This window comes from Aquimarina sp. 433 (assembly GCF_054054605.1).
In genome coordinates this window covers 840,441-866,321 of record NZ_JBSWZK010000001.1, presented here as the reverse complement: position 1 = coordinate 866,321, position 25,881 = coordinate 840,441, and the positions used below count along the sequence as shown (strand labels likewise).

The 25,881-nt window shown below is 31.6% G+C and carries 30 protein-coding genes and 1 tRNA gene; 19 read left to right on the top strand and 12 right to left on the bottom strand.

Going from position 1 to position 25,881, the window contains the following annotated elements; genetic code table 11:
• Positions 1-48 precede the first annotated feature (48 nt).
• Complete coding sequence (locus ACWNT5_RS03740) at positions 49-624, bottom strand: hypothetical protein (RefSeq protein ID WP_299604565.1); 576 nt, start codon at positions 622-624, stop codon at positions 49-51.
• A gap of 299 nt (positions 625-923) precedes the next feature.
• On the opposite strand from ACWNT5_RS03740, the gene ACWNT5_RS03735 reads away from it, so the two are divergent.
• From ACWNT5_RS03735 to ACWNT5_RS03710, 6 genes are all read left to right on the top strand, one after another.
• Positions 924-1,643: a flavodoxin family protein gene (locus ACWNT5_RS03735; RefSeq protein ID WP_456516637.1), complete on the top strand. Its 720-nt coding sequence runs from the start codon at positions 924-926 to the stop codon at positions 1,641-1,643.
• 19 nt (positions 1,644-1,662) lie between these two features.
• Positions 1,663-2,976 carry a DUF2254 domain-containing protein gene (locus tag ACWNT5_RS03730; protein WP_456516636.1) on the top strand — a complete coding sequence of 438 codons (1,314 nt, stop codon included), beginning with the start codon at positions 1,663-1,665 and terminating at the stop codon, positions 2,974-2,976.
• A complete protein-coding gene (locus tag ACWNT5_RS03725; protein WP_456516635.1) occupies positions 2,955-3,551 on the top strand; it encodes a DUF2652 domain-containing protein in 597 nt (198 codons plus the stop codon). The genes ACWNT5_RS03730 and ACWNT5_RS03725 overlap by 22 nt, the downstream gene beginning before the upstream one ends.
• Before the next feature lie 240 nt (positions 3,552-3,791).
• Entirely contained in the window at positions 3,792-4,295 is a 504-nt protein-coding gene (locus tag ACWNT5_RS03720) for a Dps family protein (protein ID WP_299894223.1), read from the top strand.
• 47 nt (positions 4,296-4,342) lie between these two features.
• On the top strand, positions 4,343-4,810 hold the full coding sequence (locus ACWNT5_RS03715; protein WP_299604552.1) for a hypothetical protein: 468 nt from the start codon (positions 4,343-4,345) through the stop codon (positions 4,808-4,810).
• 190 nt (positions 4,811-5,000) lie between these two features.
• On the top strand, positions 5,001-6,062 hold the full coding sequence (locus ACWNT5_RS03710) for a helix-turn-helix domain-containing protein (RefSeq protein ID WP_299604550.1): 1,062 nt from the start codon (positions 5,001-5,003) through the stop codon (positions 6,060-6,062).
• A 6-nt stretch (positions 6,063-6,068) separates the two neighbouring features.
• On the opposite strand, the gene ACWNT5_RS03705 is transcribed toward ACWNT5_RS03710, so the two are convergent.
• From ACWNT5_RS03705 to ACWNT5_RS03695, 3 genes are read right to left on the bottom strand one after another with little or no spacing between them, the layout of a single operon-like run.
• Positions 6,069-6,272, bottom strand: a complete 204-nt coding sequence (locus tag ACWNT5_RS03705; RefSeq protein WP_299604549.1) for a DUF6327 family protein — start codon at positions 6,270-6,272, stop codon at positions 6,069-6,071.
• 5 nt (positions 6,273-6,277) lie between these two features.
• The gene (locus tag ACWNT5_RS03700; RefSeq protein WP_299604546.1) at positions 6,278-6,625 is read right to left on the bottom strand and encodes a phage holin family protein; all 348 of its coding nucleotides are present in this window, start codon (positions 6,623-6,625) and stop codon (positions 6,278-6,280) included.
• On the bottom strand, positions 6,625-6,957 hold the full coding sequence (locus ACWNT5_RS03695) for a YtxH domain-containing protein (RefSeq protein ID WP_299604543.1): 333 nt from the start codon (positions 6,955-6,957) through the stop codon (positions 6,625-6,627). Before ACWNT5_RS03695 ends, ACWNT5_RS03700 begins: the two co-directional genes overlap by 1 nt.
• A gap of 259 nt (positions 6,958-7,216) precedes the next feature.
• Between ACWNT5_RS03695 and ACWNT5_RS03690 the strand changes: the two genes are divergently transcribed.
• The 7 genes from ACWNT5_RS03690 to ACWNT5_RS03660 all read left to right on the top strand — a co-directional run bounded on the left by ACWNT5_RS03690 (position 7,217) and on the right by ACWNT5_RS03660 (position 13,020).
• Entirely contained in the window at positions 7,217-8,578 is a 1,362-nt protein-coding gene (locus ACWNT5_RS03690; protein ID WP_456516634.1) for an NAD-dependent succinate-semialdehyde dehydrogenase, read from the top strand.
• A gap of 23 nt (positions 8,579-8,601) precedes the next feature.
• Positions 8,602-8,754 (top strand): hypothetical protein, encoded by a 153-nt coding sequence (locus tag ACWNT5_RS03685; RefSeq protein WP_299604537.1) that lies wholly within the window; start codon positions 8,602-8,604, stop codon positions 8,752-8,754.
• A 113-nt stretch (positions 8,755-8,867) separates the two neighbouring features.
• A complete protein-coding gene (locus ACWNT5_RS03680; RefSeq protein WP_456516633.1) occupies positions 8,868-9,542 on the top strand; it encodes a head GIN domain-containing protein in 675 nt (224 codons plus the stop codon).
• Between the two features lie 122 nt (positions 9,543-9,664).
• Positions 9,665-10,132 carry a hypothetical protein gene (locus ACWNT5_RS03675; RefSeq protein WP_299604533.1) on the top strand — a complete coding sequence of 156 codons (468 nt, stop codon included), beginning with the start codon at positions 9,665-9,667 and terminating at the stop codon, positions 10,130-10,132.
• Between the two features lie 7 nt (positions 10,133-10,139).
• Positions 10,140-11,879 (top strand): thiamine pyrophosphate-dependent enzyme, encoded by a 1,740-nt coding sequence (locus tag ACWNT5_RS03670; protein WP_299604531.1) that lies wholly within the window; start codon positions 10,140-10,142, stop codon positions 11,877-11,879.
• 29 nt (positions 11,880-11,908) lie between these two features.
• Positions 11,909-12,757, top strand: a complete 849-nt coding sequence (locus tag ACWNT5_RS03665; RefSeq protein ID WP_299604529.1) for a mechanosensitive ion channel family protein — start codon at positions 11,909-11,911, stop codon at positions 12,755-12,757.
• A 17-nt stretch (positions 12,758-12,774) separates the two neighbouring features.
• The gene (locus tag ACWNT5_RS03660; protein WP_425545854.1) at positions 12,775-13,020 is read left to right on the top strand and encodes a DUF7218 family protein; all 246 of its coding nucleotides are present in this window, start codon (positions 12,775-12,777) and stop codon (positions 13,018-13,020) included.
• 60 nt (positions 13,021-13,080) lie between these two features.
• Here the strand turns inward: ACWNT5_RS03660 and ACWNT5_RS03655 are convergent, their stop codons facing one another.
• Positions 13,081-13,491 (bottom strand): response regulator, encoded by a 411-nt coding sequence (locus ACWNT5_RS03655; protein ID WP_299604525.1) that lies wholly within the window; start codon positions 13,489-13,491, stop codon positions 13,081-13,083.
• A gap of 226 nt (positions 13,492-13,717) precedes the next feature.
• Positions 13,718-15,265: a sensor histidine kinase gene (locus ACWNT5_RS03650; protein ID WP_456516632.1), complete on the bottom strand. Its 1,548-nt coding sequence runs from the start codon at positions 15,263-15,265 to the stop codon at positions 13,718-13,720.
• Positions 15,266-15,553: 288 nt separating this feature from the next.
• Between ACWNT5_RS03650 and ACWNT5_RS03645 the strand changes: the two genes are divergently transcribed.
• From ACWNT5_RS03645 to ACWNT5_RS03635, 3 genes are all read left to right on the top strand, one after another.
• Positions 15,554-16,123 (top strand): AraC family transcriptional regulator, encoded by a 570-nt coding sequence (locus tag ACWNT5_RS03645; RefSeq protein ID WP_299604521.1) that lies wholly within the window; start codon positions 15,554-15,556, stop codon positions 16,121-16,123.
• A gap of 10 nt (positions 16,124-16,133) precedes the next feature.
• Complete coding sequence (locus ACWNT5_RS03640) at positions 16,134-16,580, top strand: response regulator (protein WP_299604518.1); 447 nt, start codon at positions 16,134-16,136, stop codon at positions 16,578-16,580.
• Between the two features lie 330 nt (positions 16,581-16,910).
• The gene (locus tag ACWNT5_RS03635; RefSeq protein WP_299894242.1) at positions 16,911-17,924 is read left to right on the top strand and encodes a helix-turn-helix domain-containing protein; all 1,014 of its coding nucleotides are present in this window, start codon (positions 16,911-16,913) and stop codon (positions 17,922-17,924) included.
• A gap of 75 nt (positions 17,925-17,999) precedes the next feature.
• Here the strand turns inward: ACWNT5_RS03635 and ACWNT5_RS03630 are convergent, their stop codons facing one another.
• From ACWNT5_RS03630 to rseP, 5 genes are all read right to left on the bottom strand, one after another.
• Positions 18,000-18,302, bottom strand: a complete 303-nt coding sequence (locus ACWNT5_RS03630; RefSeq protein WP_299894244.1) for an HPF/RaiA family ribosome-associated protein — start codon at positions 18,300-18,302, stop codon at positions 18,000-18,002.
• A 55-nt stretch (positions 18,303-18,357) separates the two neighbouring features.
• Positions 18,358-19,029 (bottom strand): nitroreductase family protein, encoded by a 672-nt coding sequence (locus ACWNT5_RS03625; protein WP_456516631.1) that lies wholly within the window; start codon positions 19,027-19,029, stop codon positions 18,358-18,360.
• 149 nt (positions 19,030-19,178) lie between these two features.
• Complete coding sequence (locus ACWNT5_RS03620; RefSeq protein ID WP_456516630.1) at positions 19,179-19,742, bottom strand: type 1 glutamine amidotransferase domain-containing protein; 564 nt, start codon at positions 19,740-19,742, stop codon at positions 19,179-19,181.
• Positions 19,743-20,337: 595 nt separating this feature from the next.
• Positions 20,338-20,411: transfer RNA gene (locus tag ACWNT5_RS03615), tRNA-Asn, on the bottom strand.
• A gap of 92 nt (positions 20,412-20,503) precedes the next feature.
• Entirely contained in the window at positions 20,504-21,820 is a 1,317-nt protein-coding gene (rseP, locus tag ACWNT5_RS03610) for an RIP metalloprotease RseP (protein ID WP_299604503.1), read from the bottom strand.
• Positions 21,821-21,978: 158 nt separating this feature from the next.
• On the opposite strand from rseP, the gene ACWNT5_RS03605 reads away from it, so the two are divergent.
• Complete coding sequence (locus ACWNT5_RS03605) at positions 21,979-22,653, top strand: SCO family protein (protein ID WP_299604500.1); 675 nt, start codon at positions 21,979-21,981, stop codon at positions 22,651-22,653.
• 117 nt (positions 22,654-22,770) lie between these two features.
• On the opposite strand, the gene ACWNT5_RS03600 is transcribed toward ACWNT5_RS03605, so the two are convergent.
• A complete protein-coding gene (locus ACWNT5_RS03600; RefSeq protein WP_456516629.1) occupies positions 22,771-23,229 on the bottom strand; it encodes a hypothetical protein in 459 nt (152 codons plus the stop codon).
• 307 nt (positions 23,230-23,536) lie between these two features.
• On the opposite strand from ACWNT5_RS03600, the gene ACWNT5_RS03595 reads away from it, so the two are divergent.
• Together ACWNT5_RS03595 and feoB are read left to right on the top strand one after the other, a co-directional pair.
• Entirely contained in the window at positions 23,537-23,764 is a 228-nt protein-coding gene (locus ACWNT5_RS03595) for a FeoA family protein (protein ID WP_299604494.1), read from the top strand.
• 14 nt (positions 23,765-23,778) lie between these two features.
• A complete protein-coding gene (feoB, locus tag ACWNT5_RS03590) occupies positions 23,779-25,875 on the top strand; it encodes a ferrous iron transport protein B (RefSeq protein ID WP_456516628.1) in 2,097 nt (698 codons plus the stop codon).
• Positions 25,876-25,881 lie beyond the last annotated feature (6 nt).

The window sequence follows — 25,881 nt, the reverse complement described above, 5'->3', positions numbered from 1 at the left end:
TATTTATTTAATAAAAGAGATCATTTTTTGATTAACCCTAATTATAATCTATCTCGTGTAAATCACTTTTGTATTGTCTAAAGTAGATTTAAATTCAGCGATATCTTTTACATATTTATATTGATCGTTAAACACTTCATCTGGCTTTTCTCCAGCAATAATATGTTTTACATTTAGATCAGGAGCATTTAAAATTACTCTATCAGAAACGCGCATTGTTTTGTCTCCTATTTTTTGATCAGTTTCATTTAGCTCAGAAATAACATATAAATTATTATTTGTAGCTACGATTTCCTGAATTTCAATAGTATGTTCTTTATCACTTACTTCAGCTTCTACAGTTAATGTTAGTTCTTCTTTTTCTCCAGAGTTTGGCATGTCTACATCTACATAAGGTACTTCTACCTCTACTTCTTCCATCGCAATAACTACTTTAGGAACTTTTACTGTTTTGGTTTTGGTACCTACATTTACGTCAGCCCAATCCACATCAAAAGTTGGTAATTGTCCTGATTCGGTTTCCACATCTACATCCACTTCAGGCAACTTGGCCTCTTTTTTTTGTTGTACATCACAACTACTCATTAAAAGGATAATCATAAATATCCCTATAAAATTTTTCATAATAAAAATGTTTAAAGATTAGAAATTTAAAAAAGCTATCTAGTAAGTTACATATCACATTTGCTCTAAAAATGTTTTTTTGAATTTTATATTATGGATAGCTCAATTTTATAGTTACAAAATTATAATGTGTACGTGCTAAAGGTGTGCGCATTTACGATTATGATTAACTGTTTTGAAAAAGTGCACTTTTAAAATTTTTCAGAATATGTTTTGGGTTAAAAATTGTGTCGATCGCATCTAAATGGGTAAAAATGATTAAAGAAATTGTGAGGATATAATTTAAAAAAGAATATATAATGAGCGAAAAGAAGACCATGGACTATTCATCGCTAAAAGCAATCTATATCAATTGCACCTTAAAAGATTCTTCGAAGCAAAGCCATACCGAAGGTCTTATGAAAGTATCTATGGATATTATGAAATCAGAAAATGTATCGGTAGAGTATTTGCGATTGGTGGATTATGAAATAGCTTATGGATTGATGCCGGATATGAAGGAAGAAGGAAAAGAAAAGGACGATTGGCCAGAAATTTATCAAAAAGTAATGGAAGCAGATATCGTCGTTATAGGAACTCCCATCTGGTTAGGAGAAAAATCATCTGTTGCATCTAAATTAATTGAAAGATTATATGGAATGAGTGGAGAAATGAATGATAAAGGACAATATATATATTATGGTAAAGTAGGAGGATGTGTTATCACTGGAAACGAAGATGGAATCAAGCATTGCGCAATGGGAATTTTATACGCTCTGCAACATTTGGGGTTTTCAATTCCACCACAGGCGGATTGTGGATGGATAGGAGAAGCAGGTCCTGGACCAAGTTATTTAGATGAGGAGTCGAATGCAAAGAATAATGAATTTACAAATAGGAATACCACATTTATGACCTATAATTTATTAAACCTAGCCTATATTTTGAACAAAGAAAATGGATTTCCGGCTTATGGCAATTCTAGAAAAGACTGGGACAATGGTAATAGATGGAGTTTTGATAATCCCGAATACCGTTAAGAACAATTGAGTTGGTATTATGAAATCTACATTAAAGTTTTTTAAAAGAATAAAGAGTACTATATTTCATAGTATTGCATTTTATCCTGTGTTGATTAGTACTGGGTTTTTGTTTCTTGCAATTGCGCTATTATTTGCAGAAAATTTAGAAGTCATCAATTCTTTTAAAAAAAAAGTTCCCTATCTTTTAGTGCAAGATAATGAGACGGCTAGAACAATTCTTTCTACCTTATTTGGTGGCATATTGTCACTAACAGTATTTAGTTTTACCATGGTAATGGTAGTTCTTAACCAAGCTTCTTCTAATTTTTCACCAAGACTGCTGCCTGGATTAATCTCCAACAAAAAACATCAAATTATTTTAGGTTTCTATATTGGAACAATTTTGTATACAATAATTGTGTTAATGTCCATGGGAGCATATGGCTCATCTTCAAACTTGGTTGGTTTTTCGGTGATGGTTGCAGCGGTATTGGGAACATTTTGTATCGGGTTGTTTGTATATTTTATTCATAGCATATCACAAGCTATACAAATACATAACATTATTGATAAAATTTATATATCTAGTTCCAAATTACTAAGAAAAGAAAAAACAGAACAAGAGGATAACCTTGTTAAAAGCCACAATATATCAGATAAATATTGGAAAGTTGTATACAGTAATAAAACTGGTTATTACCGATCTTTCGATATTGAACTACTAAAAGATTCCCTAAAAAGTAAAGAAAATATAATTGAAATTATTCCATACCCAGATCAACATATCTGGAAAGGAGATCCGGTGCTTATTATCAAAGAACCTATTTCTAAAGAAGAATTAGAATCTTTACACATTTGTTTATATATTCTATCTAATCGTCACGAAGATGATAGTGGTGTGGGTGGGATGATAAAATTAACAGAAGTAGCGGTAAAAGCCTTGTCTCCAGGAATTAATGACCCTGGAACTGCTATTAATGCTATTTCTAAGTTAGGACAATTGGTAGAAAAAGCATTAAAAATTAAACCAAAAACCTTTTTTTGTGTACCTAACTGTGACATTACTGTTGTACATAATAAAATAAGCGCTTCAGAATTAATGCGTGTGGTGATCCAACCGATTCGTATGTATGCAAAAGCAGATAGTTCAGTTTCTTATGAGCTTTTAAATGCTTTGGTTTTTATAAGAGATAGTAAAGAGATTTATGAAGGCTATGTAGCACCCATACAAAATGAAATTATCTCATTAGTTAACGATTTAAACAACAATATAAGCAATGATAAGGATCTAAAACGTATCTTAGAGTTGTTACGAAATAGGACAATTCCATGGAAGCAGAACCAACATTAATTTGTATTCCGGATATCAGCGGATTTACACAATTTATGAGTACAACTGATATAGAATTAAGTTCAAAAGTTATACCTGCGCTACTAAATAGAGTGATTTATGCGAATAAATTAGATCTTAGAGTTTCAGAAATTGAAGGAGATGCAATTTTGTTTTATAAAACGGGACCATTACCTACGTTTACCGAGCTGGTCAATCAATGTCGATTATTTTATACAGAATTCTACGAACAACTAAAAATACTTCATAAAAAGTACAAAAACAGTAATCAAGGTAAGAGTATTCCTGATATGCTTGGTCTTAAAATTGTTTTACATTATGGCAGTGAGATAAGTTCGGTTCCTATAGGTAAAAACATAAAACTAATGGGGGAAGATGTGATTATTGCACATAGATTATTAAAAAACAAAGTACCAATAGATGAATATATATTACTTTCAGAAAACTTACGCTCTCAATACAAAGAGAACACAATCGAACGTAATTTTGGTTGGGGAGAACTTCACGATCGCAAAGCTGAATATAAACATATAGGTGAAATTAATTATAGTTATATCGATCTGCGCCCTCTATAATTAAAATACTAAGATTTTAAGATGATCTATCTATTTTATAATTGAATTGGAATTATTTACATTTTTGAAATTAAATCTTTTCAACTACTACATCACGATAATATTTCCTGCATTACAATAGAGTTAAGATAAATGGTATATGAGCAAAAGAACCGTGCTTATACACAATATCTTTGTAATGAGAGTAATAAGAAAGACTTATGCTCCTTAAAGATTACTAATTAATAATAAAATAAGACTATGAATTATTTGAATATAGAAGAAAAAAAATTGCTGCCAGTAGTACTAGAGCTAAATGTTTTATTAGCAGATTACAATTTATATTATCAAAAATTAAGAGGGTTTCATTGGAATATCCTTGGAAAAAACTTTTTTGATTTGCACGTAAAATTTGAAGAGTTGTATAATGATGCGAAAGTTAAAATCGACGAAATAGCAGAACGTATCTTAACATTACAACACCATCCTGCTAGTAGATTACAAGAATATTTGAAATTATCAGATATCGAAGAGGTATCTTCTTCCTCAATGAAGGATACAGAAATGATCGAAGAACTTCTAAAAGATCACGTGAAGATTCTAACACAAATGAAAGTGATATTAAAACATTCAGAAGAAGCTGGTGATGAGGGAACGATTGATATGATTGGAGCTTATATAAGAGAACTAGAGAAATTTAGTTGGATGTTAAATGCTTGGTCAAAAAGTACTTCAGATAATTTAGACACCAGTCTTATTAAATAAGAATTAACACAACAGAATAGAGTAATAATAACTAAAAATCGCAAAACATGAATATTTTAAAAACATTGATGATAATTGTCTTAAGTTTTTCTATGACAAATATGATCGCACAAAGTAACTCACAAACTGTAGAAACAAAAACAACCAAAACGTTTGAGTTTAAAAAAGACGGAAAAACGATTCCATACAGAGTAACAGTGTACAGAACAAGTAATACGCCTCTAAAACTTAAGAAGACAGATAAGAGTAAGTTGAATCAGGAAAGAAAGAGCATGAATGAGCAAGTAACTAAGCTAATTTATGTTGATAACGATCAATGGGATGATTATGACAAGTACATTGTTTTACGTTACGAAAAAGATCCTAATGATAGTTTCGAATTAAAGCCGACTGACAAAGGTTTTAAAGTGGTAGTGGATCAAAAAAATGTAGAGTACATTTTTGGAGAAGGTCTATATTTTGTAAACAATGAAGACAAAGACTTCTTTTTTGTAGACGAATTTGATACCATCTAGGAGATCATAACATATCAAAACTAATTTAAAGACTCTCGTCAATCGAGAGTCTTTAGTTGTTTTGCTAAAAAAAAGATTTTTTTATTTAACAAATATTTACAACCTTACTCTAAAATGTAAGCAAGATCGTTTTATTATTTTTGTTAAAAACTTAAACAAGTCATAAAGTTCTTTCTAAATAAACCCTATTATGTATAGTTATTCTAACCAGGCATTAGAAATTAATGTCACAGCCAAAGATACTGCAGGTACTGTTAAACAAATTCAAGAAGTTATTGGCGGTACCATCGAAGAGCGATGGGGAGAGTTTACACTTATCGTAAATAACCTTAACGCCCACGGTTCTATACGATTCATCACATTTGATTGGGGAGTTAGTTTGTTAGAATATGATATTATCTTCCATAAAGAGGTTGTTCTTATTATGGATGCCTCTGAATATAATCCAATTCATTTTGCATATTGCCTCACTGGATTTTGTGGTCATCGTTTTGGTTATCAGAAGGAGATACATACGCTCGAGAAATTTCAGTCAGTTATCATAACCAGTAGAGATGGTGGTTACAACTATGGATACTTTCCTAAAGAAGAAAAGCTGGAAATTAATGTCATACAAATAGCTAGAAAAAAATACCTGAAGAAGAAACTTAATAATGTTTCTCAATTAAATGAGAAACTATATCAGGTTTTTATGGATGAAGATCATGAAAAAGCTTTTGCCTATTTCGGTACCTATAATCTTAGATTAGCAGATAAAATATCAGCTTTGAGAAAGATAAAGCAAAAAGGGATGATTCGAATTTTGCAAATCGAAGGAATGGTATATCAAATTCTTTCAATGCATATACAGCAGCATGATAGAGCTATGAAAAAAGAGGTGTTACCTACTACCTTATTAAGAAGAGAGTTGACTATTATTCGTAGGCTTGCTAAGAAAATTATTAATAATGTATCGAAGGATTATTCTTTGGAACAATTATCCGAAGAAAGTGGATTGTCCCAAGCAAAATTACAAGAAGGTTTTAAAGTGTTATATACGAGAACAGTGACAGAATATATTCGTCACGTTCGGTTAGAAGTAGCTAGAGATCTTATTAGATCTACGGATATGAATATCTCGGAAGTTGTGTATTCTATTGGTTTTAGTAGTAGAAGTTATTTCTCCAAAATTTTTAAAGAGAAGTATAATATCAGCCCTAATGATTTTAAAAATAGTGTAGAAAGGCCAGTTGAACAAATTATGGCAAGCTAAACGCTGTTATTTAAAAATCTTACGGATTAAATATAATATTCCGTACTTTTTAACAGCACTAAGTATTGTAGAAACCCATTGATTTGGTAATAAATCTTGTTTTAATTGATCTTTTGTTACTTTCATTTCCTCAATACAAATTTGTCGTTGTAAATTGAGAACTTTCAAGTCTTTTTGGATTTCGCTAAATGAAGTATATTCTTTTCTCATAGTTTTTAGTCAAAAAATTCTTTACCTATTTTCTTAATTACTTTTTTATCGATTGATTTTCGTAGTAAGTAACTTATTCCAGTCATGATAAAAAGGAATGTTGCTACAAGAAGACATGAAAGACTATAGCTTTCTAAAATTTCTCCTAACCATAGTACAGAAGCAACCAGTAAAAAAATAAATCCTAAAAATAGCAAGCTGCCTATGATGGCAAGCTTGCTTAAATAGGAAAATGTTCGTGTTAGTTGCTGAAATATCTTCAGTTTGAAGTATTTTTCAGAAACTTCTACATACGTTTTACTAGTATCTAAAACAGTGCTGGCACTGTTATTAATGGAATCAAAAACGCTCATTATGATGTTTTTTGTAATTTTTGAGTTTTTGATTTCAATCTTTCTAATTTCTTTTCTAAAGAGGTAATTAAATCCTCAGCCTTATGACTTGCATCTGAAACAATTAATTCTAATTGATCATCTAATGTTTCTTTCTTTGAGGATAAGGTCGTATTTATTTTATCTTGGAGCGAAATAGCCTCATTTGCGATTCTATCTTTAGCGGCGGTTGTTTCTTTTGCAATTTTTTGTCTTGTATTTGATCCTTTATCAGGAGCAAATAAAATTCCTAAGGTAGTTCCTATTACTGTACCAGCTAGCACGCCTAATATGGTATTACTTGAATTACTCATTTTAATCTTTTTTAAAGGTTAATATTTCTTTATTACAAAGATCTTCAATCAAATAAGATTGTATTAACTCAAATCATGGAGATGTTAACGGATATCAACTTTAGTAAAAGGATCAAGATTTGATGTAAATGCGTTCATACTTTACATCTTCTCCATTTAATTTTGATTTGATCTTAGAAAGTAATAGCTCATTATACCAAGAAGTAAATGAGTTTAGATTTCATTTTCACGATGTAATGAACTCTTAAAAGAATATAAAATGAAAAACAAAATTCAAACAAATTTCCCTTTTACAGGAGAAGTTTTAAATACATATGATCTTTTTACAGATGATCAAATAGAAAATGCGTTAGAAAAGTCAGCTGAGACTTTTACCTCTTGGAGAAAAGTTACTCTAAAAGAAAAAGTAGAGATGCTTGCGCGATTATCTGATATTTTAGAAGAGAATAAAAAGGTATGTGCCAATCTAATTACTTTAGAAATGGGAAAACCTTTTAAGCAAAGCATTGCAGAAATAGATAAGTGTATTTGGCTGATAAATTTTTATGCAAAAAATGCAGAACAATTTTTATCAGATGAACTTATCGAAACTGATGCAGAAGAAAGTTTTATCAGCAAGGATCCTTTGGGAATCATATTTGGAATCATGCCTTGGAATTATCCTTTTTGGCAAGCTTTACGATTTGCTATACCTACGATAACAGCAGGAAATACCATTGTACTAAAACATGCTAATAATGTTTTAGGATCTGCTTTAATGATTGAAGATATTTTTAGAAAAGCAGGATATCCTGAATATTGTTTTCAAACCATAATTGCCACTCACGACCAAGTTGAAGATATCATAGCTGATGATCGTATAAAAGGAGTAAGTTTTACTGGTAGCGAAAAGGCAGGGAAGAAAATTGCGGAGCTTGCAGGAAAATATCTTAAAAAAATAGTCCTAGAACTTGGAGGAAGTAATGCCTGTATCATATCAGAAGATGCTGATTTAGATAAGTATATAGATACAATTGTTAAAGCTAGACTTCAGAATACCGGACAAAGTTGTATCGCAGCTAAACGATATATCGTAGAAGAAAAAATTTATGATAAGTTTTTAGAATATTACAATAATGGAATTCAAAAATTAAAGTTTGGAGACCCGCTACATCATGAAACGGATATTGCCACTATGGCAAGAGAAGATCTTGCAGAAGAAGTGGAACAACAGATTACTGAATCCGTAAATAAAGGCGCAAAAATTTTCATTGGTGGTAAACGAGATAAAGCTTACATAGAGCCTACTATTCTAACAGATGTTACTCCTGATATGCCAGTTTTTAATGAAGAGGTATTTGGTCCGGTAGCATCGATAATCAAAGCAGAAAACCTAAAGCATGCGATACAATTAGCATCAAACTCTAAATACGGCTTAGGTACAATGGTTTTTACCGAAGACCAGCAAAAAGTGAGAGAATTAATTAGTGAGATTCCCGATGGAGCGCTATTCGTTAATGAAATGGTTAAATCGGACCCTCGATTACCTTTTGGTGGTACTAAAGCCTCTGGTTATGGTAGAGAACTTTCCAAAGAAGGAATATTAGAGTTTGTAAATAAAAAGACAGTTTATATAAAATAATTTAAAAAAAGAAAAATACCTATATGAAATTTATAAAAGACGAAAATGAAGAAAGAAGAGATTACATTTTTCAAAAAAATAAGAAAACAAAACTGGGAGCTAAGTTCATACTTCTTGTATTAGCATTCTTAATTGTAGGAGTAGTTGCCTCTGGAATTTTTTTAGAATACTTGTAGTAGATTAAAATTTTCAAATGCGTCAATGTTGCTATGAAATAAGATAACATACCCTGTTTAGTCGTAGTATTTTTGATGTGAAGTTAAATGATGTTGAATTTTAAAAATAAAAAATGATAAAGAAAATAATATATATGTTTTTACTAAGTCCGATGATGATGTTAGCACAGAAGACTACGGTAGAACTCGCAGCGTTTGATGAGTTAAAAGTGTATGATGCTATTAATGTTACACTAATTAAAGCGGCAGAGAATAAAGCTGTCATTACTGGTGATGATGTCGACCAAGTAGCAATTGTTTCTAAAAATGGTAGAGTAAAAGTAAAAATGGAGATTGATAATATTCTCGATGGGAAAGATACCAACGTTACCATTTACCATACAGAAGATCTTGCCCTTATTGATGCAAATGAAAATTCGGTGATTACTTCAAATAGTACTATAGAATCAAAGTACATAACTATTAGAGCCCAAGAAGGTGCTGAAATAGATTTAAAAGTTAATGCAAAAAACTTGGATTCGAAAGCAGTATCTGGAGGAAAGATTAGTATTTCGGGTGATGTACCAAATCAGGATGTCTTAGTACGAACAGGAGGAAAATATTTTGCAAAGAAATTATCCGCAGAACAAACAGATGTTACAGTTCTTGCTGGAGGAAAAGCTTATATAAATAGTGATGAGTACGTGGATGCGAGTGTAACCGCTGGAGGCATCATTGAAATCTATGGAAATCCCGAAAAAGTAAAACAAGATAAAACCTTAGGTGGATCGATTGTGATCCGTAAGTAATTGTGTATGTTGATTCATAATTAAGTTTGATTGATGATGATTAAAGGGAGATTGAATTTGGGGTATTCATCTCCCTTTTTTCTTGAAAAGAAGAATAATAAGGTTTATAAAGAATAAAAAAAATGGCAAAAATAATAGAAGTTAAAATAGACAGAATACCAGATTTTATTGAAGTTGATGATGATAAAACAAATGAGGTGCTTATTCATACAGAACTTGAATTTCATCCACTAGACATAGAAACAAATATGGAGTATATATTACATCTTTTTGTATACGATGTACATGGTAAGAAAGATGTTCCAGTATTGATTTCTAATTGGGATGATACAAAGGTCTTAAGAGTGGCTAGAGATGATAGAAGAGATGATTTCTTATGTAAAGAAAGTGTGCTTATCAGATCAAGCGAAATCAATAAAAAAAGTGTAACCATAAAGACACCGATGATTTTGAAATTAGGGAAACTGCAAGAAAACACTTCGGTGTATACGAGAAAATTTGAAGTATTTGCGACTATGATACCTGCTGTTGACCGTGTGTCTAATTGGTCTAAACCATTTGAGTCTCAATTAGTATTTAAAAGCAAATAATAAGAATATGAACGTTTCGGAACAACTTTTATCGATATTACAAAATGAAGGAGTAAGACATATTTTTGGTGTGGCTGGAGATGCTCTAAATCCATTAGTTGATGCTATAGCAAAACAAGATGTGGTACAATGGGTAGGTGTTAATCATGAAGGAAATGGCTCATATGCTGCTTTTGCACAAGGAGAACTTGGTAATAATTTTGGAGTGTGTGCAAGTACTGTAGGACCTGGAGCATTACACCTTATTAATGGGTTGTATAATGCAAAAAAGGAGAGAACACCAGTAATTGCTATAACAGGTCAGGTTCCTGTAGAGTTCTTAGGAACAAATTATCATCAGGAAGCAGATTTGCAAAAAATATTTGATGATGTATGCGAGTATCAAGCAATCGTACGATCACCAGAAGAGGCTCCAAGAGTGATTCTGAGAGCAATTAAAATTGCTATTAATCATAATTGTGTTTGCAGAATCGAACTTCCTGGTGATATAGCTCAAATGAAAGCTAAAAATCACGATTATATCCATAAAGTTTTTAGATCCAAAAGTAATATCATACCACAAAATGATGAATTGATCGAAGCCGTAAATTTAATTAATGAAGCATCTACAGTAGGGATATTAGCTGGAGCGGGATGTAGAGATGCGAAGCAAGAAGTGTTAGCATTATCCAAAAAGCTAAAAGCACCAATTACCCATTCATTAAGAGCGTCTGATATTTTTGATCATTCTACACAAAATGTAGTAGGATTAACAGGCTTGATCGGAAATCCTTCGGGATATAAAGCAGTGATGGATTGTGACTTACTTTTAATGCTAGGTACCGATTTTCCATATAGTGATTTTTTACCCGAAAACACTAAAATCATTCAGGTGGATATAAGACCAGAGAATTTAGGAAATAGATGTCCTATTAATCTTGGTCTTCATGGCGATATTAAATCTACGGTAGCAAGTCTGTTAATAAATACAACGGATAAAGAAGATGATACCTTCTTAAAAAAATTGAAACAACAATTTGAAGAATGGAAAGAAGGAAATAGAGACAAAGCAGACCCATCACGAGATATGGAACCATTGCATCCACAAATATTTGCGAAAGCAATAAGTGATACAGCATCTGATGATGCCATTTTTACGATAGATACAGGAACGGCGGCAATTTGGGCTTCAAACTTTATGAATTTTAATGCAGAAAGACGAGTGATAGGATCATTTAATCATGGTTCTATGGCCGTAGGATTACCCTCAGCAATAGGAGCGCAGCTTTTACATACCGATCGAGAAGTATGGAGCCTTGTTGGAGATGGAGCTTTTAATATGTCATTACAAGATTTTTCTACAGCAGTACATAATAATCTTCCTGTTAAAATTATAGTTTTTAATAATTCGCAATTGGGGTTTGTAAAAATAGAAATGGAAGAAGCTGGATTAGCTCCTAACATGGATGCATTAAAAGTCAATAACTTCAATTTTGCTGAGTATGCTAAATTATGTGGAGGAGACGGTATTAGAGTAGAAAAAGCGAAAGATATTCTTACTGCAGTCGCATTAGCGAAAAAGTCAAGTAAGCCATTTGTGATAGATGCTGTAGTTACAAATGCAGAGCTCTCATTACCACCTAAAATAGGTTTTGAAGAAGTAAAAGGCTTTGGCATGTCAAAGATAAAAGAAGTGCTAAGAGCGTTTAATGGAGAAAAAGAACAATGGGAAAATATCAAAGAGGAGGTTGAAGCATATTTTGATTAAATCGATAAAAAATAAAAAATTATATACATATGGACATAGAGAATTTGGGGTTAACAAAAGAAAATTGGGAATATTTCTTAAAATGGGTTTGGGATTTCGTGCCGAGTCTTCTATCTGCTATTGTAATTTTCTTTATAGGTATATGGGTTATTAACCTTTTTAGTAAAGGATTAAAGAAGTTTTTTCAGAAAAGAGATTATGATGAAACCTTAGAACGATTTTTATATGATCTAATTAATTTAGGGTTAAAAGTATTATTAATCATACTAGTAATAACTCAGTTAGGAGTCCAAACATCGTCTCTGGTTGCAATATTGGGAGCTGCTGGTTTGGCTGTTGGATTAGCACTGCAAGGTTCTCTGGCAAACTTTGCCGGTGGCGTGTTAATTTTGTTTTTTAAACCTTTTAAAATTGGTGATTTTATAGAAGCGCAAGGAACATCAGGAACAGTGAAAGAGATTACTATTTTTACTACTAAACTAAATACTTTTGGGAATCAATTAGTCATAATTCCAAACGGGAAACTATCTAATGACAACATCACAAACTATTCAGCAGAAAATAAAAGACGAAATAAAATAGACATCGGAATTTCTTATAGTAGTAATATTAAACAAGCGAAGGATATACTATTAGAGCTGGTGAATGAGCAAGAAGCGGTAATCAAAGATCCCTTACCCGAAGTAGTAGTTTCTTCTTTAGGGGACAGTTCGGTGTCTTTATCCATACGTTATTGGGCATCAAATGAGGATTTTTGGGCGATACATTTTTACACAATGGAGCAAGCTAAAAAGAGACTTGAAGAAAATGGAATTTCTATACCTTTCCCACAACGTGAAGTTAGAATCCTGAGTACTACAACTAATGAAATGAAATAAAACCTTTAAAATATATTATGATGAGTGATAGACCAAGAATTAAAAACGAGGCACAGTATGAGGCGCTGCGCGAAAAAGGATATAGTAAAGAAAAATCAGCTAGAATTGCAAACACTCCAGATAGTGGTACAAAAGGAGGAAAAGCAACAAATTATGAAGACCGAACAAAAGATGAGTTATATGAACAAGCAAAGGATATCGGTATTGAAGGAAGATCAAAAATGAACAAGGAAGAGCTTATTGATGCATTACGAAATAATTAAACTTGGTTTTCTATTGGAAAGAAAAACATAAGTAGAATATTTAAATTTATAGATCAGAGTTTATCTGTTATACTCTGTCCAATAGGAAATTACTTTTGGTAATTTCTCTTTCAGATCTAAATAATTTTTAGGTTTTGTAATATAGCTATTGCCTCCTAATAAATATGTTTCCTTAATCTCTTCAGGTCTTTCAGAAGAGCTTAGAATTATAACAGGTACATTTTTTATCTGTTTTTTGTTTCTTAGGTAATTCAAAACTTCTAAACCGTTCATTTTAGGTAGTTTTATGTCCATAAGAATGCATTTTGGAGGATGAGTAATAAATTCTGAGGACTCAAAAAACTGAATTGCAGATTCACCATCTTCTAGGTATTTTATCTCACAATCCTTCATTTCTTTTTCGACAACACGTCTCATTAATTCTATATCAGTTCGGCTATCTTCTACAGAGACTATATAAGGTCTATTCATTTTCATAACATTTTTACAAGACAGGAAGTAACATTTATTTCCTTTCTTATCATATTCTCCAAGAATTATATATTTAGTTTCCTGGATTTGATGTAATTCAATTTGGTTAAAAATACCAAAAAATATGATTTTAAAGTTTTTGATATTTCCTTACAAATAGTAACAACAAAAATAAGTAAGACTTTCTCTAATGTTATTGTGAAAAATATAGATGTTAGCTTGATTGCTAATTGTTTGTAATTGGGAAATATAATTTGAATTCTGAACCGACTCCTTTTTCGCTCATTGCGGATATAGAACCATGATGTGTTTGCATGATTTTATGGCAAATCGCTAGACCTATACCTGTTCCTTTATATTGTGTTTTTTCATGAAGACGGTGAAATAGCTTAAAAATAGACTCTTTGTGTTTTGGGTCAAAACCTATACCATTGTCTTTAAAAGTGATTTCTAAGAAATGAGATGATGAATTCTCTAGATTTTCGGATAAATTATGATGTATCCAAAGTTCAGGAATAGCGTTAGTTTTTCTATATTTTATAGCATTAGAAATCAGATTTACAAATACTTGTTTGATTAGAAACGGTATTCCATATATTTCTGGAAAATTAATAGTATGAATTTGCACCTGATGTTTACTAATTTCTTCTTCTAGTTCTATGAATGCATCTTGAAGAATGGTATTCAAATTAATTTTTTCAAAAGGAAGCTGCTTTTTTCCGATGCTAGAATAGTCTAGAAGATGAAGAATAAGTTGCTGCATTCTCTCCGAAGAATCGCTTATTTTATCTAGATAGTTAAGAATTTTATCAGGAATCGTTTCTTGATCTACGTTAAGTATGCGTGAAATGAACATTCTTATTTTTCGTAACGGTTCTTGTAGGTCATGACTAGCAATATGGTTAAATGAATCTAGTTCTTCATTTATGGTGAGAAGCTCTTGATTTTTTTCTTTTAGTAGTTTTTTGGATTTGATTTCTTCGGTAACATTTCGAATAACCCCTAGCATCATTTGGCCGTCTCTTGAAGGAATAAAATGAGCGTTTAAAGAAAAATATAAAAGCGTATGATCATTTTGTATAGAAAATTCAAACGGAGGTAATACATCCTCATACTGCAAAGTCTCAATTAGTGAACGAAGTTTAGCACTTTTTTGTTCATCCAAAAAGCAAAATACTCCTTCATTTTGAAGGCATTTCGCATCAATTGTGTCTTTAAAAAGTTCTCTTATGTTTTCTGAGAAGACCCAAATGTTTTTGTTAATATTCCACCTAAAACTAGCAGTTTTTGATATCTGTTCTGAGTCATTAAGGATCGTATTTTGAAACTCTAAATGACGTAAAGAATCTCTTAATTGAGCTTCCACTTTTTTTAGTTTGCTGATATCTTTAGAGGTAACAATAATACCATTGTTTTGTTTGATCACCTTACCTTCTAACCAAACAGTCTTTTCTTCAAATTCAAATTCTCGTTCATAAGTTATCTCAAAATTTTCCTTATTGTAACAGGCAGTATATATTTCGAAAAGACCGTTTTCAAAAATTACAGGAAAAATTTCTGAAGCACTCTTGTTAATTAACAAATCAATACTTGATTTTATATATTTTTCAAAATTATTGGTGATATACACTAATTTAAAATCAACAAGTTGTTCTTGTTCAAAAATTGGTGTAAAATAACTAATAATACTTTCTGAACGATCAATAAGTGATTGTAAAAATTCTGTAGATTCTACGTCTATAGTAAGTGCAATATGATCATTTTTATGAGTCAAAAACGTATGATTTTATCAAGCTAAAATTAATTTTAAAAAGAAGAGAACAAATTACAACATTATTGCCTAATAGAGATAAAGTTTATGTCTAAATTTTGAAGATCAGCTCTTTAAAAACATCATATTAATGGCTGATTTTAGTAAAGAAAATAAATTGACTCAATAATGATATGAATAATCTCAATACAGTTAAACATAAATATGTAAAATATAGAATGATTGATTATATTTGTTTAATCTTTTAAGATTATAATTAAACGTTTGGTAACAAAATTAATGTTCTAATTCATGAAGTTTTATCTAAAATACGATATGGATGTAATTTTCAGAAAGACTTTAGAACAACAGCTAAGCAATTTGCAGGTGGCTTATAAGATCAATGGTTTAGGCGAGATAGAGTTTTTGCAATCGTTGAGCGCAGAAAAGGTAAAAGAGCTTACGGTTTTACTTTCGGTTTATGGAATAGAAATCATCAATGATCATAAGAGTGAAATTGTCCAAAGAATTAAAGATGCGATTTCGGAAATGGTACTAGATACTTCTTCCGAAAGAAATCATAAGTTATCAGAGTATTTGCCAAACAAATTAGAATATTCTTATACTTATTTGTCTAGCTTATTTTCAGAAAGCACGTATACTTCTTTAGAAAATTTTTTAATTATAAAACGTATCGACAGAGTAAAGCAAATGTTGGTTCATGAAAAGTTAACACTTTCACAGATAGCATTTGAGTTAGGTTATAGCAGTAATGCTCATGTATCAGCTCAATTTAAAAAAATAACAGGATTGACTCCCACGGTTTTTCAAAAAATTATTAAAAAACGTTCTGAGAACAAAACATCATTTAAGCAATCTTAATTTTGGTAAAATGTATCTAGATAGACTCCATATAGCATTAGTAGAAGATGACGAGGACGATAGAATGTTTTTTAAGGATGCTATAGACGAGATCCAAATGAAGACAAATCTTTTGCTTTTTGGGAATGGACAAGAGTTCTTGGATCATATTTTACTTCCTGGTCAATCTCTACCTCATTTGGTGTTTTTGGATCTCAATATGCCTATAAAAAACGGGATAGAATGTTTAGAAGAATTAAGAGCTCAAGAGCGATTCAAAAATTTATCTATAGCGATCTATTCTACTTCCTCTTCTGATCAAGATATAGAGGACACTTTTATCAAAGGTGCCAATATATATATCAATAAACCAAATGACTTTAATAAACTGAAATCTGTCATTTCAGAGGTTTTAAAGATTAATTGGCAATATCATACTTCTAATTTAAGTCGAGAAAACTTTCTTTTAAGAGTTTAATCTTTTGATTGTAAGTCGTTTATTCTTTCTGTAGTGGTAATTATATAACATTTTCCAAAAATTATATAATACTATTTTTTGTGTTGTTTAAGAAATTTACATAAAAAATAAACAAGATTCCTATGAAGACTAAACATTATGCAAGGGTAAGCAGAATCTTTAAAGATTTAAAAAATTATCCAAACAGCTCTGTTATAAATAGTGATAACAGTTCATCTGATAGAACATCAGTTAAATCCGTAAAAGTCGATTTTTTATCTAATCCTGGGATTTGAATCATCTTTTTTAGAAACTCTTAAACACAATCAATCTTAAAAATTTCGAAACGTTATGAAAGCTTCAGAAAATAAATCAATCATTTCTAGTAAATATCTGGATGCGTTGGCTTCTACTTTAAACATAGATTTTCCGGGTGATCAAAATGATGTTGTATTGCCCATACATTCAGAAAAAGCATTCGGGCATGTTAATTTTTTCTCCTCTGGAAATTATAAATGGTATACTGAAATAAATATTAATTGTCATGTAGATATTAAGGTTCCGCTACTAGAGGATAGTTTAGGGTTGATTCATTTTATATATTGTTCCAAAGGAAGTGTTACACATGAATTAGATGGAAATAAGCAGATGTTGAACGAATTTCAAACAGCCATCATATACGATAAGAAATTGTCTTATCTTTCGTTCACCGAAGGTGAGGAGGCAAAGGTTGTTATTATATCGGTAGCAAAGCCTAGTAGTGTTTTGTTTTCGAATATTGCCAGGGATATTCATAACTTATTCGAAGGCAAATTGGTAAATGAAAAGTTTAGTTATTATGGATCCTCTAATCTTAAAATTTCCGAAGAGGTCGCAAAGATAAATACTACCAATAAAAAAGGGCTTGTTAAAAAATTATATGTTGAAAGTATTATCCAGATGATTTTGGCAATGGAAATTCAGCATCATCAAAAAGATTTAGATTCTCAAAATGAATTATACGGAGTGTTAACCCTTAGAGAACAAAAGATCGTTAAAGAAGTTGCAAAAGAAATACGTGAAAATTGTGATTATCCTTTCTCTATCAAATACCTAATGGATCAAACAGGACTTTCTGCTGCTAAACTACAAGATGGATTTAAGATGTTATATAATCGAACTGTTACTGATTATGTGAAAAATACGAGAATAGAAAAAGCTGAAAACTTAATAAAGACAACAGATCTCAATATATCGGAAATTGTTTATAGCATAGGATTTACGAGCAGAAGCTATTTTTCTAAAATTTTTAAAGAAAAATACAATTGTAGTCCGCGACATTATCAAGAGAGATCTAGAGATTACTCCTTTTCGAGAATTGCATAAACCATAAAGCTTATTCCAACAAAATGACCGCATGAAGATGCGGTCATTTTGTTGTAGTGGATGTTAGCAAGCTAACTAGTAAGCTTTCATTCCTTCTTTTCTTCTTTCCAGTTGATCTTTTAAATCTCGGATTGTTTCATTGATAGCATCGATAAAATTATTTTCATCGGAGGAAGCATAAATTCTTGGTCCAGGAGCACTTAATCGTATACCACAATGATGAGCTTTTTCATTATTGGAGGCATTCGTTTTCTTGAAAAAGATATCTGCTCTAATCACAAAAGGAAATTTTTCTTCGATCATATCGAGCTTATCTTTTACCTGCGTTTCTAGGCGGTCACTAGCACTAATGTTAGTATATTCAAAAATGGTTTTCATTATATAATTTTTTGTAGATTATCTATTTATCTCATGATTTATTAAAGATTAGGAATTAATCATTTAGATTTTTAAGAGGTTGATTATTGTTTTGTTCTAAACCATTTTCAGATGAATATAGTCCATTAGTTATGGTGCCGTAGTTCCCATTAAACGTAAACTCTCGTTGTAACATTCGAGTTCGTTTAGAAGGATCTTCCTGATCTCTTAAATCTTCAGGAAGATCATCTGGATTTCCTCCATAATATCCCAGAGCAATTGCTGTAGCAATGTGATACTCATCAGGAAAATTAAATTCCTTTTTCGCTTTTTCATAATTTACACCGGCCATTTGGTGTAATCCTATTCCCAAATGTTGAGCCTGAGCTGTAATGTTTCCAACAAAAAGGCCTAGATCATGTCGCGCATGAAAGTTCTCTTCGCCTTCATCTGTTGTTTTTTTGAAGGCAGTTAATAAAAGTACTGGCGCATTTGTTGCCCATGATTTATTAAAATCACTAAGACAGGCTTCTATTCTTTTGTAAGTTGAACTGCCTTTAATGGCCCAAATGATTCTCCATGGTTGTCTGTTATACGAACTAGGAGCCCATCTTCCTGCTTCAAAAAGAGTTCTTAATTCCAATTCGGATACCGGAGTTTCTGAGAAAACTCTAGGTGAATAGCGCTCTTTTAATATTGGTAGTATGTCAAATTTTGTTTCTTTTTCTTCTGCAATTATGTTTCCCATATGTAATGTTTTAAAATTATGTGTAACCTAGAATGGTTACGACGAGTAGTGAAGTAATAAGCCGTGTAAGAAAGGTCAAATAACTTGATCTTTCTTACACTTATATGCTTATAAAATATGATTACAACTTTCTCGCGAGTGTTCTGTTGTTATGCATTAACAACTTGTTCTTCATGTTTACCTTCGCATAGTTCTTCGATAACTTTATCGATAAAAGCTGGTAAATCATTAGGATTTCGGCTAGTGGTAAGACCACTGTCTACAACTACAGCTTCATCTTTCCATTTAGCACCTGCATTGATAACATCATCTTTAATAGAATGGTAAGAAGTAACTTCTCTATTTTCAATTACTCCTGCACTAATTAATAGCCAAGGAGCATGACATATAGCTGCCACTGGTTTCCCGCTTTTAAAGAAAGACCTAATAAATTCTAATGCATCATTATTTGTTCTTAAGATATCTGGATTTATAACACCACCTGGTAAAACTAGCGTATGATAGTGTGATGAATTTGCATCAGCTAATGTTTTATCCACTTTAATGGATTTTCCCCAATTACCGTCTTCCCAACTTTTTATCTCTCCAGTAGTATCAGATATGATATGTACTTCAGATCCTTCTTTTTTTAAAGCGTTATAAGGCTCAAATAATTCCGAAGCTTCAAATCCATTTGTAGCAAGAATAGCTACGTTTTTGTTTTCTAATTTCATAGGTTTTAATTTTTTACAGTTTATGCTATTTTCTGTAAAGGTACTTGTAACCTATTGTTATCGGGTGCTTAAAAAAGAGAGAAGTTAACTCATATGCTGGTAACGTAATTTTTAGGTCAGATATATTTGATTTTTGAATTCAGTAAAGTGTAGGTAAGATTTTTTAAAAAATCATTACCAATAAAAATGATACTCCATATAGTATTATGGAACCTATTAGTAATAGGAATAAAGATTTAGTTAGTTTCTTTTTGAAATTGATTTTGTTCGGCATGTAAATTTTATAATTGTGGTTAACCAGTTATTACAAATAATAACCTAACGCATAATAACTTCTTTTACTGCTAGAGTCAAGAGTTTTAACAGGGTTTAACCATTTTTTGTTATAATTATGAGAATGGCTTAGTACTACTTGATTTAGAATAAAAAATGTAAGACTCTTCCTTTTTTAGATGAATTAGAATTTTAGTGTCAACATAATTAATCATCAATCTTTATACATCAAAATTTGATCTTCTTCAATGATTACTAGGATTGATGTAGTACAGGAAACTTATCTAAAACAAAAAAGTCCAACATTTCTGTTGGACTTTTGCTCCCCCTCTTGGGCTCGAACCAAGGACCCTTTGATTAACAGTCAAATGCTCTAACCAACTGAGCTAAGGAGGAATATGCTTTTGCAAATGTAGAGTGTTTTTCTCTTTTGCGAGTGCAAATATATACTAATTTTTGATACTCAAAAAGTTTTTTTTAATTTTTTATCATTTTCCGAAAATTGCACGATAAATATCGTTACCATTTGCGAAAAGAAGTAAAGCGATTAAGATTACAAAACCTACTAGTTGCGCATACTCCATAAATTTGTCATTTGGCTTTCTTCCTGCGATAATTTCATATAATAAAAACATTACATGTCCACCATCCAATGCAGGAATTGGTAGAATATTCATAAATGCTAAAATAATCGAAATAAAAGCGGTTGTACTCCAAAAAGCTGCCCAATCCCAAACAGGAGGGAATAAATTACCGATAGCAGCGAAACCACCTATTTGCGTAGCTCCTTTTTTTGTAAATACATATTTAAATTGTGCGATATAGTCGTGTAATTTCCAATAACTATAATCGAACCCTTTTCCAATACTTTCTACAAAAGAATATTGTTCTCTATTAATTTTATAAAAAACAGGATAAACACCAATAGTTCCTTTTTCATCGGTCTTAACAGAAATTGTCTGTTCCGATCCATCTCTAAGAAAAGTGATATCGATTTTTTGATCTTCTTTTGGTTTTACTTCTTTTTGAAATTCATTCCACCATGTTATTTTCGTACCATTCACTGATAAAATTTTGTCTCCATTTCTTAAACCTGCTTTGTAAGCTGGTCTATCAGCTACCACGGTATCTAATATTGGTTTAAGTCGGATATCAAATGGCTCCATTACTCCTTCTTGGAACATAGTTTTACCTATATCTTCTGGAAGGTCAATAGTTTTTGTGCTACCATCAGCTGATAATACAGTAATATTTTGAACATCTCTTAAAAAGAGAAACATATTGATATCGGTAGCATCTTTAAAGTCTTCTCCATTTACTTTTAGAATTCTATCTCCATCTCTGAAACCGTATTTTTCAAAGATTTCAGCCACTTCATATCCATCAGGAATATCTTCCATAGAAACGTAAGATGTACCCCAAGTGAAAATGATAGCCATATAGATTAAAAACCCTAGAATAATATTAACAGTTACTCCACCAAGCATAATAATCAATCGCTGCCAAGCAGGTTTAGATCTAAATTCCCAAGGTTGTGGAGGACCTGCCATTTGTTCTTTATCCATGCTCTCATCTATCATTCCAGAAATTTTGACATAACCGCCTAAGGGTAACCAACCGATTCCGTAAACAGTTTCGCCAATTTTTTTCTTAAATAGAGAGTATTTTACATCAAAAAACAAGTAGAATTTTTCTACTCGAGTTTTAAATAATTTAGCAGGAATAAAGTGTCCTAATTCGTGTAAAACGATTAAAATGGACAAACTTAATAATAGCTGTAATGCTTTTACAATTATTGGACTCATAGGGTCTAATTCAAAATTAAATCACGCAAAAGTAACCTTTTAGACTAGTTTATAAAAGAAATCAGGTCTACAGATGTAGGTTTTAGTATTTTTTTAGCGAAAACAATAATTTCTTATACGATAAACCTCGTAATTTTGTTATTCTTAAAAAAACAGGTATGCTTCGCTTTTTTTCCAAGTACAAATTCTTTGCCATTGTACTATTTGTATTATCTGCAATTATAATTTCAATTATTTATTCTATTCTAAAACCTAAACGCGTTCTTAGAGTGTATGAACCAGATATGGTAGCTACTGAATTAGTAGATAGCACCGTACAACACGTTCGTAAATATCATAAAATTGCAGATTTTAGTTTATGGAATCAAAATGGTAAGAATATTACACAAGCAGATTATAACGATAAAATTTATGTAGCAGATTTCTTTTTCACTACATGTCAGACAATTTGTCCAATTATGACAGATCACATGAAGTTAATTCAGAATAGATTAAAAAAAGACTCTGAAGTAAAGCTACTATCTCACACAGTAATTCCAGAAACAGATGATGTGCCGCAATTGAAGGAGTATGCAAAACGAAAAGGTGTTGATGATACCAGATGGAACCTAGTTACCGGAGATAAAAAACAAATTTATGATCTGGCACGTAAGTCTTACTTAGTTGCCAAATCAAATGGAGATGGTGGACCTTATGATATGATTCATACCGAAAACTTTGTATTGGTTGACAAAAAGAAGCGGATTAGAGGGTTTTATGATGGTACAGATTTAGAGGAAATAGAACGTTTGTTAGAAGATATAGAGGTTTTAAAGGAAGAAAATGTAAAATAACACAGCTGCCATATGTTATTGGTAAGCCTGACAGCTGTGTTTCTAGGGATTACTCATAAATTTTAAGAATGCATACGCTTGCATACTTAAAACATTGATGGTCGCAGATTTCTGTCATTACCATTCTGGTTCCAGACCTATAGTGAATGAAGTAGGAGTGCATCTAGTATATGAAACAAGAACCCCATCTTCATTTACATAACAGATTAGTTTTTCGTCCCATCCATCAGGACAATCCGGTCTCCAAGGTGGTAAGTTTTCTGCAGTAGGGATGACTAGTTTGTCGAAGACATCAACCTTTCCATCTACCGAAGAAATTGTAAAACTTGTAATAAAAGCATTACGCAATCTATAGGATAGTTTACTTCCTGTTTTTTCGTTTCTAGCTACGAGGTACTCACCATCTTTCTTTGGTATTCTAACAGTATATTCATCATACTTTTCAATTTTATCAGCTTTATCATCATTAAACAAGTTGATGTTTTCTGAATCTGGACTATTCTTTTCACAAGAAGAGATAACTACAACGAAGCAAATTGAGAATACTTGAAGTAGTAGGTTTTTAAGATTTTTCATTGTTATAGGTTTTAATTACAAATAGAATTTTTTCTTACTCTATTGAAGGCTTTTCAGTTTCCGCCTGTTTCTAAATTTAGATGGGTTGAAAGTAATTTCGATTTCTGGTATCAGTGTCCGAGAATTTTGAATTTCAAGGATTTCGGACTGTTTTTGAGGTGAAACACCTTTTTTTAATAGGATACAGACCCTTTTATGAACGTATTCCAAAAAATATCATAAAACCTTGTATTAATCATGTACATAGTTTTCTCAATAGAGTTTTTTCCATTACTTTTGCCTTGTTTAAAATTATTCTAAATAAAGCTTGAAAGTCACCATTGCACATCTCAAAAAAGGTCAACGAGGATTGATTAAAGAAATTACTTCGGATACGATTCCTCTTAAGTTACTGGAAATGGGTTGTTTACCTGGTAACGAAGTGCAGTTGGTTCAAACAGCTCCCTTTCAATGCCCAATGTATCTTACAATTAATGGTAGTCACCTAGCCATTCGAAAAGAGATCGCTTCACAAATAGAAATTGAAATTATTTAACCAGATTACTTTTTATGGCTAAGCAGATTAAAGTTTCACTTATAGGAAACCCGAATACGGGTAAAACCTCTGTTTTTAATTTGCTTACAGGGTTAAACCAACAAGTTGGTAATTATCCTGGTATTACGGTTGAAAAAAAAGAAGGTATTTGTAAACTACCAAGAGGAGTAAAAGCTCATATCTTAGATTTGCCAGGAACTTATAGTCTTAATGCATCTTCTTTAGACGAGAATGTGGTGATAGAAATATTACTCAATAGAAAGGATAAAGATTTTCCGGATGTAGCTGTGGTAGTAACAGATGTAGAAAACCTGAAAAGAAATTTATTATTATTTACTCAAATTAAGGATTTAGAAATCCCAACAATTCTGGTCATTAATATGGCAGATCGTATGAGTAAAACAGGTATTTCCTTGGATATTCCATTGCTAGAAAAAGAGTTGAATACAAAGATTGCATTAATAAGTGCTAGAAAAAATCAAGGTATAGATGAGCTAAAGGAATTAATTCTATCCTATAAAACACTCCCAGTAAAACCTTGTCTCAATGCGTTAAGTTTTGATCCTGATTATTTTGGAAGACTTCAAAAGGCTTTTCCAGATCAATCTTTGTATAAACTATGGTTGGTAATTACTCAGGATGTAAATTTCAGAAAAGTAGAAAAAAAGAAACTGTCTATATCACCAGATTTTGAAATTAAATCAGAGAGTGAATTAAAACGATTTCAACAAAAAGAAACTATAAAGAGATATCAGTTTATTAATCAGGTGCTCAAAAAAGGTCTCTTTGTAGACGAAAAATCTGCTACTGGATTACGTGCTCGGCTGGATAGAGTATTGACCCACAGATTTTGGGGTTATTTTATATTTTTTGCAATCCTATTATTAATATTTCAAGCTATCTATGATTGGTCTTCTTATCCAATGGATCTAATAGATGAGGGATTTGCTTGGTTAAGTGAGAGTACTAAATCTTTATTACCAGCAGGTCCTTTTGTAGATCTTATTACAGATGGCATTATTCCGGGATTAGGAGGAATTGTCATTTTCATTCCGCAAATAGCATTTTTATTTCTCTTTATTTCCATTTTAGAAGAAAGTGGTTACATGAGTCGTGTTGTTTTTCTTATGGATAGAGTAATGCGAAAATTTGGACTTAGTGGAAAAAGTGTTGTCCCATTAGTATCAGGAACAGCTTGTGCTATTCCGGCCGTTATGGCTACAAGAAATATTGAAAATTGGAAAGAAAGATTAATAACGATTTTGGTAGTCCCATTTACAACCTGTTCTGCAAGATTACCAGTGTATCTAATTATTATTTCCCTTGTGATTCCTGATAAAAAAGTAGGATGGGTGTTTAGTTATCAAAGTTTAACGCTTATGTTATTGTATTTTATAGGATTTGGAGGAGCGGTAGGAGCAGCCTGGATATTGAATAAGGTACTTAAAACAAAAAGTAAAAACTACTTTGTAATAGAAATGCCTGGTTACAAAGTTCCTTTATTAAAAAATGTACTTATTAATGTTGTAGAAAAGACGAAAGCGTTTGTTTTTGGTGCTGGAAAGATCATTATGGCACTTTCTATTATTCTTTGGGTATTTGCGAGTTTCGGTCCTAATGAACAATTTAGTAATGCAGAAGAAATTGTTACTGCAGAATATCCAAACTTATCTCAAGAAGAATTAGATCAGAAAATTGCATCTCACAAACTAGAATATTCGTTTATAGGTTATGCAGGAAAGGCTATTGAACCTATCGTAGCACCTTTAGGGTATGATTGGAAAATAGGTATTGGAATTATTAGTTCTTTTGCGGCTCGTGAAGTTTTTGTGGGAACACTAGCTACTATTTATAGTGTAGGAAGTGATGAAGAAGAAACTATAAAAAATAGAATGGCTGCCGAAGTACATCCGGTTACTGGCACTCCATTATTTAATTTAGCAAGTGGAATTTCATTATTATTGTTCTATGCTTTTGCCATGCAATGCATGAGTACTTTAGCAATTGTAAAAAGGGAAACTAACGGTTGGAAATGGCCAATGACACAACTGGTCTTTATGAGTGTTTTAGCATATAGTGTTGCACTTATTGCATATCAAGTTTTAAAATAGCATATT

Excerpts from the sequence above, each read along its gene's own strand:
- ACWNT5_RS03635 (WP_299894242.1), top strand. The coding sequence starts at position 16,911 with ATGAAAGCTTCAGAAAATAAATCAATCATTTCTAGTAAATATCTGGAT.
- ACWNT5_RS03655 (WP_299604525.1), bottom strand. The coding sequence starts at position 13,491 with ATGAATAGACCTTATATAGTCTCTGTAGAAGATAGCCGAACTGATATA.
- ACWNT5_RS03630 (WP_299894244.1), bottom strand. The coding sequence starts at position 18,302 with ATGAAAACCATTTTTGAATATACTAACATTAGTGCTAGTGACCGCCTA.
- ACWNT5_RS03665 (WP_299604529.1), top strand. The coding sequence starts at position 11,909 with ATGGACATAGAGAATTTGGGGTTAACAAAAGAAAATTGGGAATATTTC.
- ACWNT5_RS03685 (WP_299604537.1), top strand. The coding sequence starts at position 8,602 with ATGAAATTTATAAAAGACGAAAATGAAGAAAGAAGAGATTACATTTTT.
- ACWNT5_RS03735 (WP_456516637.1), top strand. The coding sequence starts at position 924 with ATGAGCGAAAAGAAGACCATGGACTATTCATCGCTAAAAGCAATCTAT.
- ACWNT5_RS03660 (WP_425545854.1), top strand. The coding sequence starts at position 12,775 with ATGATGAGTGATAGACCAAGAATTAAAAACGAGGCACAGTATGAGGCG.
- ACWNT5_RS03670 (WP_299604531.1), top strand. The coding sequence starts at position 10,140 with ATGAACGTTTCGGAACAACTTTTATCGATATTACAAAATGAAGGAGTA.
- ACWNT5_RS03680 (WP_456516633.1), top strand. The coding sequence starts at position 8,868 with ATGATAAAGAAAATAATATATATGTTTTTACTAAGTCCGATGATGATG.
- ACWNT5_RS03705 (WP_299604549.1), bottom strand. The coding sequence starts at position 6,272 with ATGAGAAAAGAATATACTTCATTTAGCGAAATCCAAAAAGACTTGAAA.
- ACWNT5_RS03695 (WP_299604543.1), bottom strand. The coding sequence starts at position 6,957 with ATGAGTAATTCAAGTAATACCATATTAGGCGTGCTAGCTGGTACAGTA.
- ACWNT5_RS03640 (WP_299604518.1), top strand. The coding sequence starts at position 16,134 with ATGTATCTAGATAGACTCCATATAGCATTAGTAGAAGATGACGAGGAC.
- ACWNT5_RS03605 (WP_299604500.1), top strand. The coding sequence starts at position 21,979 with ATGCTTCGCTTTTTTTCCAAGTACAAATTCTTTGCCATTGTACTATTT.
- ACWNT5_RS03625 (WP_456516631.1), bottom strand. The coding sequence starts at position 19,029 with ATGGGAAACATAATTGCAGAAGAAAAAGAAACAAAATTTGACATACTA.
- ACWNT5_RS03600 (WP_456516629.1), bottom strand. The coding sequence starts at position 23,229 with ATGAAAAATCTTAAAAACCTACTACTTCAAGTATTCTCAATTTGCTTC.
- ACWNT5_RS03675 (WP_299604533.1), top strand. The coding sequence starts at position 9,665 with ATGGCAAAAATAATAGAAGTTAAAATAGACAGAATACCAGATTTTATT.
- feoB (WP_456516628.1), top strand. The coding sequence starts at position 23,779 with ATGGCTAAGCAGATTAAAGTTTCACTTATAGGAAACCCGAATACGGGT.
- ACWNT5_RS03690 (WP_456516634.1), top strand. The coding sequence starts at position 7,217 with ATGAAAAACAAAATTCAAACAAATTTCCCTTTTACAGGAGAAGTTTTA.
- rseP (WP_299604503.1), bottom strand. The coding sequence starts at position 21,820 with ATGAGTCCAATAATTGTAAAAGCATTACAGCTATTATTAAGTTTGTCC.
- ACWNT5_RS03715 (WP_299604552.1), top strand. The coding sequence starts at position 4,343 with ATGAATATTTTAAAAACATTGATGATAATTGTCTTAAGTTTTTCTATG.
- ACWNT5_RS03645 (WP_299604521.1), top strand. The coding sequence starts at position 15,554 with ATGAAGTTTTATCTAAAATACGATATGGATGTAATTTTCAGAAAGACT.
- ACWNT5_RS03620 (WP_456516630.1), bottom strand. The coding sequence starts at position 19,742 with ATGAAATTAGAAAACAAAAACGTAGCTATTCTTGCTACAAATGGATTT.
- ACWNT5_RS03700 (WP_299604546.1), bottom strand. The coding sequence starts at position 6,625 with ATGAGCGTTTTTGATTCCATTAATAACAGTGCCAGCACTGTTTTAGAT.
- ACWNT5_RS03740 (WP_299604565.1), bottom strand. The coding sequence starts at position 624 with ATGAAAAATTTTATAGGGATATTTATGATTATCCTTTTAATGAGTAGT.
- ACWNT5_RS03720 (WP_299894223.1), top strand. The coding sequence starts at position 3,792 with ATGAATTATTTGAATATAGAAGAAAAAAAATTGCTGCCAGTAGTACTA.
- ACWNT5_RS03730 (WP_456516636.1), top strand. The coding sequence starts at position 1,663 with ATGAAATCTACATTAAAGTTTTTTAAAAGAATAAAGAGTACTATATTT.
- ACWNT5_RS03710 (WP_299604550.1), top strand. The coding sequence starts at position 5,001 with ATGTATAGTTATTCTAACCAGGCATTAGAAATTAATGTCACAGCCAAA.
- ACWNT5_RS03725 (WP_456516635.1), top strand. The coding sequence starts at position 2,955 with ATGGAAGCAGAACCAACATTAATTTGTATTCCGGATATCAGCGGATTT.